Origin of the sequence: Bacillus pacificus (genome assembly GCF_020861345.1) — a bacterium.
Lineage (GTDB): Bacteria > Bacillota > Bacilli > Bacillales > Bacillaceae_G > Bacillus_A > Bacillus_A pacificus.
Map to the genome: position 1 here is coordinate 3,310,526 of NZ_CP086328.1, position 13,641 is coordinate 3,324,166.

General features: G+C 35.0%; 11 protein-coding genes and 2 pseudogenes. 2 read left to right on the forward strand and 11 right to left on the reverse strand.

Annotated features, from left to right (window positions below):
• Positions 1–12: 12 nt before the first annotated feature.
• The 3 genes from LMD38_RS17245 to LMD38_RS17255 all read right to left on the reverse strand — a co-directional run bounded on the left by LMD38_RS17245 (position 13) and on the right by LMD38_RS17255 (position 2,711).
• Positions 13–873 (reverse strand): M23 family metallopeptidase, encoded by an 861-nt coding sequence (locus LMD38_RS17245; RefSeq protein WP_062822655.1) that lies wholly within the window; start codon positions 871–873, stop codon positions 13–15.
• Between the two features lie 82 nt (positions 874–955).
• The gene (locus tag LMD38_RS17250) at positions 956–2,023 is read right to left on the reverse strand and encodes a sensor histidine kinase (RefSeq protein WP_016717178.1); all 1,068 of its coding nucleotides are present in this window, start codon (positions 2,021–2,023) and stop codon (positions 956–958) included.
• Positions 2,013–2,711 carry a response regulator transcription factor gene (locus tag LMD38_RS17255; protein WP_000414533.1) on the reverse strand — a complete coding sequence of 233 codons (699 nt, stop codon included), beginning with the start codon at positions 2,709–2,711 and terminating at the stop codon, positions 2,013–2,015. Before LMD38_RS17255 ends, LMD38_RS17250 begins: the two co-directional genes overlap by 11 nt.
• A 142-nt stretch (positions 2,712–2,853) precedes the next feature.
• Here LMD38_RS17255 and LMD38_RS17260 point away from each other — a divergent pair, with 142 nt between their 5' ends.
• Positions 2,854–3,384 (forward strand): GNAT family N-acetyltransferase, encoded by a 531-nt coding sequence (locus LMD38_RS17260; RefSeq protein WP_016717177.1) that lies wholly within the window; start codon positions 2,854–2,856, stop codon positions 3,382–3,384.
• A 51-nt stretch (positions 3,385–3,435) separates the two neighbouring features.
• On the opposite strand, the gene LMD38_RS17265 is transcribed toward LMD38_RS17260, so the two are convergent.
• Positions 3,436–5,064 carry a peptide ABC transporter substrate-binding protein gene (locus tag LMD38_RS17265; RefSeq protein ID WP_000823509.1) on the reverse strand — a complete coding sequence of 543 codons (1,629 nt, stop codon included), beginning with the start codon at positions 5,062–5,064 and terminating at the stop codon, positions 3,436–3,438.
• 587 nt (positions 5,065–5,651) lie between these two features.
• On the opposite strand from LMD38_RS17265, the pseudogene LMD38_RS17270 reads away from it, so the two are divergent.
• Positions 5,652–7,039: pseudogene (locus LMD38_RS17270) on the forward strand (alpha/beta hydrolase family protein).
• 151 nt (positions 7,040–7,190) lie between these two features.
• On the opposite strand, the gene LMD38_RS17275 reads toward LMD38_RS17270, so the two are convergent.
• The 7 genes and pseudogenes from LMD38_RS17275 to LMD38_RS17305 form a co-directional block, all read right to left on the reverse strand.
• A complete protein-coding gene (locus tag LMD38_RS17275; protein WP_139867755.1) occupies positions 7,191–8,516 on the reverse strand; it encodes a bifunctional S-methyl-5'-thioadenosine deaminase/S-adenosylhomocysteine deaminase in 1,326 nt (441 codons plus the stop codon).
• A gap of 53 nt (positions 8,517–8,569) precedes the next feature.
• A pseudogene (locus LMD38_RS17280) lies at positions 8,570–8,929 on the reverse strand (YunG family protein).
• Between the two features lie 27 nt (positions 8,930–8,956).
• The gene (locus tag LMD38_RS17285) at positions 8,957–9,400 is read right to left on the reverse strand and encodes a GNAT family N-acetyltransferase (RefSeq protein WP_062822656.1); all 444 of its coding nucleotides are present in this window, start codon (positions 9,398–9,400) and stop codon (positions 8,957–8,959) included.
• 214 nt (positions 9,401–9,614) lie between these two features.
• Entirely contained in the window at positions 9,615–11,129 is a 1,515-nt protein-coding gene (locus LMD38_RS17290; RefSeq protein ID WP_016717171.1) for a succinyl-CoA:acetate CoA-transferase ScpC, read from the reverse strand.
• A 127-nt stretch (positions 11,130–11,256) separates the two neighbouring features.
• Positions 11,257–11,901: a LytTR family DNA-binding domain-containing protein gene (locus LMD38_RS17295; RefSeq protein ID WP_000389708.1), complete on the reverse strand. Its 645-nt coding sequence runs from the start codon at positions 11,899–11,901 to the stop codon at positions 11,257–11,259.
• Positions 11,902–11,982: 81 nt separating this feature from the next.
• Positions 11,983–12,588 (reverse strand): pentapeptide repeat-containing protein, encoded by a 606-nt coding sequence (locus tag LMD38_RS17300; RefSeq protein ID WP_014893850.1) that lies wholly within the window; start codon positions 12,586–12,588, stop codon positions 11,983–11,985.
• A gap of 54 nt (positions 12,589–12,642) precedes the next feature.
• A complete protein-coding gene (locus LMD38_RS17305) occupies positions 12,643–13,566 on the reverse strand; it encodes an alpha/beta hydrolase (RefSeq protein ID WP_227585703.1) in 924 nt (307 codons plus the stop codon).
• Between the last annotated feature and the right edge of the window lie 75 nt (positions 13,567–13,641).

The window sequence follows — 13,641 nt, forward strand, 5'->3', positions numbered from 1 at the left end:
CAGAGTTTCCCCCTAATGTCTTTTTATATATTCTCCTTTTTCCGGCATTATCACACCCTTCTCAGTTCGAAAGTAAAGTGGTAATCCTTCCGAAAGAAACATACTTACCTTGGATGGATCCTGCCTTTGATGATGAATATGTAAATGTGGCTCACTTGAACTTCCTGAGTTACCGACCTGAGCAAGAAATTCTCCTTCATTTACATGTTGTCCTTCCTTCACTTTAATTGACCCTTTCTTTAAATGCGCAAGAACCAAAAATGTCCCTGTTTCATCTAGTCGTAAATAAATATGATTTCCCGCCATTGACTGAAAATCATCCGATCCCGGAACTAAATCTTTTTCATCATTATTAATTGATACAACTGTTCCAGAAGCTGGTGCCATTACTTTCGCTCCATATATTCCATAATCATCCAACTTACTACTTTTCACTTCAGCAGGAGGAATGAGAATATCATATGCCCAGCGCTCATTTGGTTTGATAACGTGATAGTTCGTTTCTAAACGATCACCACCCCAACCTATTAATGCTCGTTCATTTAAAGGAAAGCGCACGACTACTTTAGGGCTCGTAGAATGTACATCTGCCGGGTAAGCAAGTCTACCAATGTTCGCAAACCATCCTAAAGGCCAAGCTCCAATGATAGAGAAAATAACGATGAAGAGTAGCGCTCCATCTATTCGTTGTCTGAAAATTCCTTTCCACACAATTAGTAACGTTATCCCTATTAAAATAAAGAGTGATACTATGCTAAAGGCTTGTATACTCCACCACCCAATGACTGATATAACACCTTTAGCTAAATAAACTATACTCCAACTTGTAAGTACAAAAGCAACTAAAATTACTAATACATATTTCTTCCACATGTCGTATCCCTACTCTCATATCTTTGTTCTACATGATACGAATTAAAAATTACGACATATAAAAGAAATACTTACGACTTTTTTACAATTTTTTATGCTGCGGTAAAGCGATAGTGAAAACAGTTTCTTTCTCGTTACTGCGCACAGTGATATCCCCTTTATGAAGCTCTGCTATACTTCTCGCAATTGCAAGTCCCATTCCTTTTCCACCTGTATGGGAGCTACGTGATTTTTCACCACGATAAAACTTCTCAAAAACGTAAGGAAGGTTCTCATCTGGAATACATTGTCCAAAATTTTTAATTTCTATTTCAACATTCATGTCTCTTTTAGAAACTTGAATTACAATCTCCTTTCCGTCTTTCCCGTACATAATACTATTACTAATTACATTTTCGAATAACCTCACCATAAGTGCTACATCCATTTCCACATGTAACTCTTTATCCCCCTTAATACAAAGGCTCATATCAGCATCATCTAATCGTGGCACAAAATCAATCATAATTTGTTCCATTAACGCTTTCATATTTACTACACTTTTATGTAATTCAATCTCTCTATAATTTATTTGACAGTATTCTAACAAATCATCTACTTGATTTTTTAATTCATAACTTTTTCGCTTTAATATGCTTACATACTGTTCACATTCTTCTCCATTTGAATGCAACTTATTTCCTAACAAGTCCGCATAACCGATTAAAGATGTTACAGGTGTTCGTAAGTCATGCGAAATATTACTAATCATTTCATTTTTCATTTCCTGTGATTTTTTTTCATTCTCAATAGACTCTTTTAAACTTTTAGCCATTCTATTAACATTTGCTGCTAATTCACCAATCTCGTCATTTTTTGAAATAGGTATATATACTTCAAAATTACCATTCCTTATTTCCTTCACGTTCTTATTAATTTCAGACAATCGTTTCATCATTGTTTTTGTCATACATGCAAAGTATGTCGTAGTAAAAATTAAAAAAACTATAAAATATAAAAATGAATATTTTTCCTCTAATGCAGTAACATGACTATATATATTTCCAATTAAAATTTGAAACACTATTATACTTACAGTTGCTAACAAGATGCTACATATGAATGCGGTAAAAAACTTAGCTCTAATGCCTTGTAATGATTTAATCTTCAATTTTATATCCGACTCCCCAAACATTTTGAATAAACTTCGGTTCTTTTGGATCCTCTTCAATTTTATTTCTTAACCTTGCGATATGAACCATTACTGTATTATTGCTTTCATAGGCTCTTTCTTTCCAAACGCTCTCATATATTTCTTCAATAGTAAATACACGATTCTTTGCAGCTGCCATTAAATACAAAATATCATATTCCGTTTTTGTAAGATTGATTGTTTCTCCATATAACATTACTGTTCTAGACACTTCATCTATTTCTAAACCTCTAATGTTTATTTTCTTTTTTATTACTTGGACAGCATTTTGATTGAAATATGTATACCTTCTTAATTGAGCTTTCACTCTCGCTATAAATTCAATTGTACTAAACGGCTTCACTATATAATCATCTGCCCCAGTACTAAATCCAATTACTTTATCTACATCCGATGATTTTGCACTTAAAAACATAATTGGTAAACTATGTTTCTCTCTAATCCTTCTGCACAATTCTATCCCATCCATTTGTGGCATCATAATATCCAAAATAGCAAGTTGAATGTTATTTTTATTTATTATTTCTAAAGCCTCTTCTCCGTTATGAGCACTAAAAACTTTAAAACCTTCTTGCATTAAATTCACGTTCATAAATCTAACAATATCTTGATCATCATCTACAATTAAAATTGAATTTTTCTCCATATACAAACCTCTTTTTGAAATATATTCCACAATCAATTTTATCATAAATCAAAACCATACCTCCCTCTTGAATAATCTTTTTTTTCAGATTACATTATATAATAACAACACATTCTAGTTTCAGAAGAAATGGAGTGAAAGCATGTTTCCTATATTGAAAACCGATCGACTCATTTTAAGAGAACTTACCGAAGAAGATGCACCGGGTATACTACAATGCTTTTCTAATACTGACGTACTGCGCTATTATGGGCAAAAGCCATTACAGGATATTGATCAAGTAAAACAAATCATTCATAACTTTAAGTTGAGTTACAATGCAAGAAGTGGTATAAAATGGGGAATCCAATTAAAAAACAAGAAAGAACTCATTGGTACCATCGGTTTTCACGATTGGTCTTCTGAGCATAAACGGGCCAATTTAAGTTATGCCTTTCTCCCTGAACACTGGGGAAAGGGATATGCGACAGAAGCTATTTCTGAAGTTATATCATACGGTTTCCACACACTTCATTTAAAACGGATCGGAGCAATTGTCTTTCTTGAAAATGAAGCTTCCAATAAAGTGCTATTAAAATTAGGATTTGAAAAAGAAGGCGTTCTAAAAAATTATATGTATCAAGATGATATTCCATATGATACAAATTTTTATTCTTTATTAAAATCGGTTTAATAAAATTCATATGTAAAAAACCTTACTTTTAAAAAGTAAGGTTTTTTGTATTTATTCATTAGCAATATAAGCATTCTTATAAGTATAAATACCACCAAATTGATGCTTTTCAATTCCTTTTACATAATCATTTTGTACGTAAGCTGAGCCCATTTGATAAAGCGGTGCGACCGCAGCATCCCCTAATAGAATACGCTCGGCCTCTTGCAATGCTTCCCATCTTTTCTTCTGATCTAATACTAGATCGCTTTTCGCTTTCTTTATTAATTCATCGTAGTGACGGTTAGAATAATTCATTTTGTTATTTTGATTACCCGTCGTAAATAGTTCTAAATAACTAATTGGGTCTTTATAGTCGGGTCCCCAATTTGCCATAGTTATATCATAATCACCTGTTTGTTCTAACTGTAATTTTTGCTTAAATGGCTGTTGTTTAATTTGTATCGTTAATCCTTGTAAATTCTTTTCTAAATCACCTTTTATATATTCTGCCATACGTTTTGCGTTATCTTGTTCAAACGTTAAAAACTCGAGGTTTACTTGTTCTACTCCAAGCTCTTTTTTCGCTTCTTCCCAAATCTTTTTCGCACTTTGTACATCATATAAAGAAAGGTTTCCGTTTTCTTTCCTAAAATCTTTTCCCGTTTCTTCATTGATATGCCCAACTGGTACTAGCCCAGTTGCAGGTTTTGCTCCGTTATTAATAAAATGAGCAACGAAATCCTCTTTATTTAATGCGAATGAAATAGCCTGACGCACTTTCTTATTTGCTAACGCACTATTTTTTTCATTAAAACGTAGCATAGCAATTGCAGGTTCGCTCGACATATGTAACTCCTTATGCCCTTTATACTTGTCTACAAATTGAGAATTAATAGGCACCCGGTCCAAATTACCAGCTTCGTATAAATTAACAGCGGTCATTGTATCCTTTACAATTTGAAAGTTTATCTCGTCTAATTTCACTTTCTTTTCATCCCAATATGTAGCATTTTTCTTTAATTGAAACTCTTGTTCATGCTTCCATTTCTCTAATACAAATGGCCCATTATATATGAGATTACTAGGTTCCAATGCATAATTCTTTCCTTGTTCTTTCAAAAATGATTCATGCTGTGGTAAGTAAATAGGTAGCGCTAACAACTGTAAAAAATACGGGATTGGCTGTTCAAGTTCCACTTCCAATTTATAATCATTTATAACTTTAACCCCAAGTTCAGCAAGAGGCACTGTTCCCTTATTTATCTCTTTTGCATTTTTCACGTAAAAAAGCATATACGCATATTGAGACGCTGTTTCAGGATTAATTGCACGTTTCCATGCAAACAGAAAATCATTTGCTGTCACACTGTCTCCATTTGACCATTTTGCATCTTTACGCAAATCAAATGTATATTTTTTACCATCTTCACTTCTTTTAAACGATTTTGCTACTGCTGGAATCGGCTGATCTTGATCATCTAATACATACAACCCTTCAAATATGTTCTGCATAACGTGCGCTGACGTACCATCCATCGTTTTCGCTGTATCAAGTGAAGGAATTTCTTCTGATACTGTTACATTTAATACTTGTTTTTTTGCCTCTCTGTCACTTTTATTCGCTTTATTATTACAAGCTGTTAATAATAAAGATGTAACAAGTGCCATTACCATTAAATGGCTCTTTTTTCGCTTCATGAATCGTTCTCCTTAAATATAAAATATTATAAAGCGTTATATATTATAGCAGAAATATGAACAGAAAGATGCGACATTCTTTTGAATATTTATTCGTTCAAAAAAAGCTACTCTTTTAAAAAGGATAGCTAAATATTGAATGTTTAATCTGCGCTGTTCGCTCAAGTGTTTATAAAAAACTCTTATTGCATACCTCCTTTTTTATTTTAACTTTTCTCTGTTTCATGTAAATGCCCCCATAACTAACTTAATAGACGTATAGGTTACAGTTTGGTTAGGATATTTTCGTATCTCCATTCAGCAATGCCACTTTGTTTTTTGGAATTCAGGTTAAGTAGAAAATGATATTTTACAAATCTTATACACTTAAGGATTTTGTAAGAATCAAGTAAGAAAAACGAGAACTTTGTTTCGTATAGTCAAAATATAAAGTGAAGGAAGAAAGAAAGGGTTGAAGCTGCCAAAGCGATTACGACAAAACAAGAACTGTTGGTTTTAGATGAACATATCAATGGTTTAGGCGTTTTTACAACAAAACCTTAATTTATCATACCTGTTTTTTACCATCACATATTGGAGGTTAAAACATGAATAAAAAAAAGAAAATACAAAAATCAGTACTTTCCTTTACCCTGTTCTTTTCTTTAGGCATTTCATCTTTTCCGCTTACAACAGCTATTCACGCAGATACACGTGAGGAACCATCTGTAGAAAAAAAACGAGTCTCTTTAACGGAGCGTACATCATTATTTTTTGAATATCTCCAGCAAGGTAATTATGTAGAGGCACTTCAGTTGACGTCTGCTGCTTTTCAATCCAAGTTCACAGCAAACACATTACAAAACTGGTGGACACAAAGTGGTTGGAGCGTGATAAAAATCATGGGAACCCCCGTGATAAAAGAACGAAACTTAGTCCATCAGACGGTGGAAATTTCAGGAACTACCCAAGGAACTACCATACCGTTACTCCTTAAATTCACACCTGGGGGGAAAGTAGATGAGGTTGGGTTGGGGTAAGGACGCCTCCGGAATCTTATATTATCCCGCATCCTAGCTATGATCAACCTGCTTTCTATCAAGAACGTGAAATCGTCATTGGAAATTCTACCTATCCGTTACCAGCCACATTAACAGTTCCGAAACATAAAGCTGGTGAGAAGGTACCCGTAGTTGTTCTTGTTCATGGTGCTGGCATCCACGATCGCGATAGTACATATATGGGAACAAAAATTTTACGAGACCTTGCGGTAGGCCTTTCGTCCAACGGAATTGCAGTGTTGCGCTATGAAAAACGCACCTTAGAACACGCATTAAAGATGAGTGCAGAACCTGTTACGTTAGACCGTGATACTACAGATGATGCCATATATGCAGCAAAATCAGCAGCGCAGCAGGAAGGCATTGATCCAAACAATATTTTCATTCTTGGACATAGTCTAGGAGCTGGCACAATGCCGCGTATACTAAGCAAAGCACCTTCCTCACTTGTTAGAGGCAGTATCCTACTCGCACCACCTGCACGGGCATTAACTGACATTGCCATTGATCAGAATCAATACCTCGGGGCGCCAAAGGAAGTAATGGATGAACTAAAAAGACAAGTCGCTTTTATCCAGGATCCTACTTTCAATCCTGACCACCCTCCAGCTGGCTACAATTTTGGGTCACCCCATTTTATGTATGATGTTTCTAGGTGGCGTCCAGTTGAAGAAGCAAAATCACGGAAAGAGCCTTTACTGATTCTGCAAGGAACACGCGATTATCAAGTAACAGTAAAAAATGAATATACAAAATGGCAGGAAGGGCTTTCAAATCGCAAGAATGTTCAGTTCAATGAATACCCAAAATTGAATCATTTCTTCACGGAGGGTGATGGGGCATTAAGCCTTCCTAGTGAATATGAAATCCCTGCTAATGTTCCTGAGTACGTTATCCAGGACATTATTAAATGGGTCAACGAGACAAAAAAATAAGAAACATTTAAATCCTTCATATAATCATTATTACGTGAAGGATTTTTGAAACTAGTGATTTTATCTAAATCATTCTCTTCTGTTTTATTAATAAAAAAGTTCAGACAAAAAACAGGCTGTGGAGAAGTCTTTCTCCACAGCCTAAAAATACCTATCTTTGTAAACCTCGTTTATAGCGACTTGCTTCAAATATAATACGCTCTTCATCTAACGTTTTACATTCGCCATTCCAAACGACAAGTTTTCCGTTAATAATTACATCGCTTATATCTTTTCCACTAGCAGCATATACAAGGTGTGATAACACTTCATCCGCTGGTTGTAAATGAGGCTTATTAGACGGATCAATTGTAATGAAATCAGCGCACTTTCCAACCTCAAGTGATCCTGTTTGTTTCATGCCGATTACTTCAGCCGCTCCTTTAGTTGCAAGTGTAAGAGCTGTTTCAACCGGTAACGCTGTTGCATCTTGATGAATACCTTTTTGTAATAATGTTGCGATGCGCATTTCTTCAAACATATCTAAATTGTTGTTTGATGCCACACTATCTGTTGCAATACCTACTTTCACTCCTGTTTCTAGCATCGCTTTTACATTCGCTATACCAGAACCTAGTTTTAAATTACTATTCGGGTTATGTGCTACTCGAACATCATGTTCTGCTAAAAATGCACGCTCATTTTCATTTAATACTACACCGTGTGCAATAACTGTTGGGCGTTTAAATAACCCACAACTTGCTGCATATTCTACTGGACGTTTTCCGTACTGTGCTTCAATATCACGTACTTCACGCTCTGTTTCCGAAAGGTGAATATGAACCATCGTTTGATTTTCTACTGCAATACGTGCGCATTCTTCTAATAGTTCTGTGGAACATGTATATGGACTATGCGGTGCAACCATCGTAGTTAACATACCACTTTCATTATAGTAACGCTTCACATATTTTTCAGCTTCTTCAACGGCTTTCTTTTCATCATCTTTCGTTCCGAAGCTAAATAAAGTTCTTGAAACAGCAGCTCGCATTCCACTCTTTGATACCGTTTCCATAATTGCATCTTGATCTACTCCAATTGGATTAAACATATCAGAGAATGATGTTGTACCACTTTTCACCATTTCAAGTAATCCTAATTCCGTACTAGCGACCGCAAGCTCTGGAGTAAACTGACTTTCAAGTGGCCAAATTCTCGTCTCAAGCCATGGTTGTAATAACATATCATCACCAATACCTCTTAAGAGACTCATTACAACGTGTGTATGTGTATTTACAAGCCCTGGTAAAACCCACTTTCCTTTCATGTCAATTACTTCATCTACTTCAAAATCATTAGCGAATTCTCCGCTCTTCACATCTATAATTTGATCATTTTCTACAATGATATATCCATTTTCTATCACTTCATTTTGTTCATTCATCGTTACGATTGTAGCGTTTACATAAGTTGTTTTCAAAAGTATTTCCCCTTTCAACTCTATGAAGTTCCCTTTAATAAGTTACCACCATTATAGTAACTTATTAAAGATTAAGAGTCAAAAGATAATTTCAATTCTTTCGTTATCTTTTTCTTCAACATGCTATATTGTTTTTCATTTGTATCTGCAAATGCTTCTTCTCGATTTGATTCTATATCCATATAATTCAGTTTTTCATTAAATTGAGCCTCTGTAAAATCAAACCTCTGTCCATCTATAAAGTTATAAAAGTGCTACGCCTCTCTTACTTTTGTCTTTTTAATCTCTCCTCCGTATATGTCTTGAACGACTAGAGCTGTAACACCACACTGTCCCTTTGCTGGATTCTCAGTCGTCCACTTTGAACTTGTTTCAATCGACCACGATCTTATTAGTGCTTCATATATTCTTTTTTCCTTTACATCATCCACTCTAATCTTCCCCTACTATTAATAGTTTTACACATCATATTTCAAAAGAGGCAGTAAACGATCCTTAAAGACCGTTGATGGTGTCTCTCCGATTAACTGTGCGCCCATTTTCAAATAATATCCTTTTGCATTCGGATCACTATCAATCGTAAAACTTTTTAAGCCTAGTTCATTTGCTTTTTCTATTACATACTTCCAAAGTATTTTCCCGTAGCCTTTCCCTTTATAACGAGGATGAATGTACAGGAAATCGAGAGCTTTATCATTACGTAAAAATGAGAAAAATCCAATCTTCGTATTATCGTTTTCAAAAACATATACAAAATTATTATTTATATACTCTTCTGTAATAGTTAAATCTTCCTTACAGGCAATTATGAATTCTTCACTATAATCCCACGTCGCTTTTGATTGTAGTGCGAGTTCACTTAATTCATTTGCTTCACTTAATAACGCTTCTCTTATCTTCATGATTCTTTCTCCTCACCTTCGATATGTAAACTATTAAAATGATTCGAAAAGTAATTAAAAAACCCTCTTATTTTCATAAATCTTTATTATAATCAGTACGGCCTGTAACAATGTATTTAAAGAAAAAAACGCCATCTTTGAAAGTTGGCGTTTTCTTCTTCTAAAATTTTTTTCAAACTCAATCTTTCGTTTTACTATTTCTAACGATACACACCTATACAGTTTCTACTACCGCTTCAAGCATTGTTCCACTTTTAGCATAATTCGTATGCCAAGAAAAAGCTTTTTCTAAAACATGAGGAGTTTGTCCACCTCTCGTTTTAGCTTCTTCGTAATAAGCTCTTAGCTGATCACGATACATTGGATGTGCGCAATTCTCTATAATTAATTCCACTCTTTCTCTTGGGGCAAGTCCTCTTAGATCAACATACCCTTGTTCAGTGACGATAACATCTACATCGTGTTCCGTATGGTCCACATGTGAAACAAAAGGAACGATACTTGAAATGTTACCACCTTTCGCAATCGATTTCGTAACAAAGATAGCTAGGCGAGCATTTCTCGCAAAATCACCAGAACCACCGATACCGTTCATCATTTTTGTGCCTAAAACGTGAGTAGAGTTCACATTTCCGTATATATCTAATTCTAAAGCAGTATTAATCGAGATTAACCCGAGGCGACGAATGATTTCAGGATGATTAGAAATCTCTTGCGGGCGCATCATTAATTTGTCACGATATTTTTCAAAGTTAGAAAATACTTTTTGCATTTTCTCCTCAGAGAGTGTAATTGAGCAGCATGAAGCAAAATTGACTTTTCCAGCATCCATAAGATCAAAGACCGCATCCTGTAAAACTTCAGAATACACTTCTAAATCTTCAAACTCCGAATCTAACATTCCATGAAGAACTGCATTAGCCACTGAGCCAATTCCCGATTGTAGCGGCGCTAAACGATTTGTTAATCGGCCTACTTCGACTTCTTTTCGAAGGAACTCTATTAAATGCTGTGCCATAATAACAGTTTCTTCATCCGGAGGAACAATTGTCGATGGTGAGTCTAATTGGTTCGTAAACACAATCCCTTTCACCTTTTCAACATCGATTGGAATGCCAATCGTTCCAATTCGATCATCCGTTTTCACAATCGGAATTGGAAGTCTTTCTCCTTGCTTACCTGGTTCATATAAATCATGCAGTCCTTCTAACTGCGTGGATTGAGCCATATTCATTTCAATAATAATGGACTTAGCATTTAAAGAAAACGCTAAAGAATTTCCTATTGAAGTTGTCGGAATAATCATGCCATCTTCAGTAATCGCAACCGCTTCCAAAATAGCAAAATCTACATCCATAACGTCAGCGCGAAGTAACTCTGCTGTATGAGATAAGTGCTGGTCCACAAATAAAAAATCTCCGTTATTAATTCCTTTTCGCATAGTCGCATCAGCTTGGAAAGGCAATCTTTTCCCTAAAATTCCTGCTTCCGCAAATAATTTATCTACATCAGAACCTAAAGAGGCACCAGTATAAACATTTACTTTAAAAGATGTATCATTCTTAACTCGGTTTACAAGCGCAAATGGGACTGCTTTTACATCACCTGCACGTGTAAACCCACTTAAGCCTAAAGTCATTCCACTTTCAATCCATGAAGCTGCTTCTTCAGGTGTAACTACGCGATCTTTCAGACGTTCATCCCTAATTCTATCCAAATTATTCTCCATATGTAATCCCTCTCCCTATGAATATTCATAATTATTTTACACTTTAACAGTATCTAAATAGGGATTTCAGTATACAATGGCAAAAATTCAGACAAAACAGCGAATCTAACCTCTAAAGCAGCATAATTTAGAATCCTAGAAGCTTACGAAAATAACTAGCATATGACTGACTCACTGGTACCCTTTCACCATTATCCATAGAAAGTAAAAAAGTTGAATGCGTATCAGGATAAATTGCTTTAATATGATTCACATTTACAATAAAGGAACGGTGGCATCTAATAAATGAATCTTTCGGAAGTAAATATTCGAATTCTTGTAACGAGTATTTATGTGTCCCTGTTAACTCTTCTGCATTTACATACGTCTTTTTATCTTTCGCCTCTAAATACATGACTTTTGAAAAAGGAACCGGAATCCAGCCGTCCGTTGTTTTTAAAGTAACGACTGATTTTCCGTCCGTTAAAGCTGGATAAATGGCTGTCACGCACCCTTCAAGCTTTCCATTGTTTGAGAATGGTACGGCCATACCATGATAAGGAATACCAAAAACATCACGATTCATAAACTCAGAGGTTTTTTGGTTCGTCACCATTGCTTTATGAGCAATCGTTCCTTCCTTTATAGGATCCCCGGCGCTAATCTTTAAATCAATTCGTTTACTTGGCCGATAGTATATATATTCTTTCGTATTCGATACAGCAATTGAAATTTCATCTGAAAATAATTCCCCAACAACATCTAATAGTAAACCTAATGTTTTATCTTCCATTCTATGAACACCTCATTCACTATTATACTACTATTATGATTTGAAAAACCGTTCAGCGTTTTGAACGGTTTTTCAAACAATTTAGTTCACCTTAGCCCCATAACACCTTGCTACTGCAACTGCCTGCGCTATATCTAATTTTACATTTTTCAAATCGAAACTTGTAAAATCAATTCTATCAACTATCGCTCCTTTTAAATTTGCACCGCTAAGTTTCGCCTTACCTAACTGTGCACCAGTTAAATCCGCTTCACGTAAATCTGCTTTTTCTAAATTACATTCATATAGGTCAGCTTCCACTAAACGTATACCCTTTAACATTTGTTTACTTAAGTTCGCGAACCTTAAATTCGTGTATGACCAATCACCCGATATGATAGTTATTCCATCTAAATTCGCTTCTTCAAAATCAGAGCCAGTCATTTTACATTCTTCAAACTTCGATACAAATAAATTCGCACCAACAAGCTTACAATTTGCAAATGTAGTTCCTTGATGGATAGAAGCGTTAAAAAGAGCACCGGTAAAATCACATTCTATGAAATTACAATTTTCAGTAGAAATTTCCGATGCATCTATCCCTCTAAAACGGCATTTTATGAACGTACAATTCTTCAATTCCTCTTCTTTAATCAAAATATCTTGAAAATCTATTTCTACATATTCTTTATTTACAAATTCACTCATAACTATTCCTCCATCTCCTTAAAGAAACCTCACTTCAAAAAGTGAGGTTTCTTCTCATACAATATGTCCATCTAACCAAGAAATCAAATCTTGAAATACTTCATCTCTATTTACTTCATGGAACATTTCATGTCTTCCATTTTCATATAAACGCAGTGTTACATCTTTCACACCGCATTTTTTATAATTTTCATATACTTCTTTTACACCTTTCCCCATATCTCCAACAGGATCACGATCTCCTGAAAAAATATGTATTGGAAGGTTTTGCGGTGTTTTCTTAAACTCTTCTAGTTTATTTACTTCTAATACACCAGAAAATAATTCTCGATAAAAACTAGTCGTACAAATGAATCCACATAATGGATCCGCAATATATTTATCTACTTGACTGTTATCTGAAGATAGCCAATCAAATTTTGTACGATTTGGTTTAAAGTGCGAATTGAAATTTCCGAAAGATAAAAAGTTTAGCATCGGACTTTTCGTTTTCGCTCCGCGTAGTTTCATCTCGATTGTCGCTACTTTATGACCGATACTTCCTAAAAACCCTGGATTTCCACCAGTTCCTGAAATAAGGAATCCATCATACAATTCACCTTTCAATTGTACAGCACGCCTTGATAAAAAAGAACCCATACTATGTCCAAGTAAAAATAGCGGGCATGTCTGCTCTTTTCTTATCGTTTCTGATACAAAAATAACATCAGATACAGCCTTACTCCAACCTACATTTGGTTCAAAATGACCATAATCCTCTTCTCTTTTCACCGTTTTCCCATGTCCTTTATGATCATGCGCATAAACACCATACCCTGCTTCTAATAACGCATCAATAAAGTCTGTATAAACACCTGCATGTTCTGTCATACCATGTGCAATTTGAATAATCCCTTTCGGTTCACCTTCTGGTAACCACTTGCGTAAATAAATTTCCGATCCATCCATTGCCGTAACGAAACTTTCCTGTACGTTCATTTCGTCAGCCCCCAACTCTATTATGTATCTCAAAAATGAATATCTATTCATTATTCTTATTATGTATTATATGCA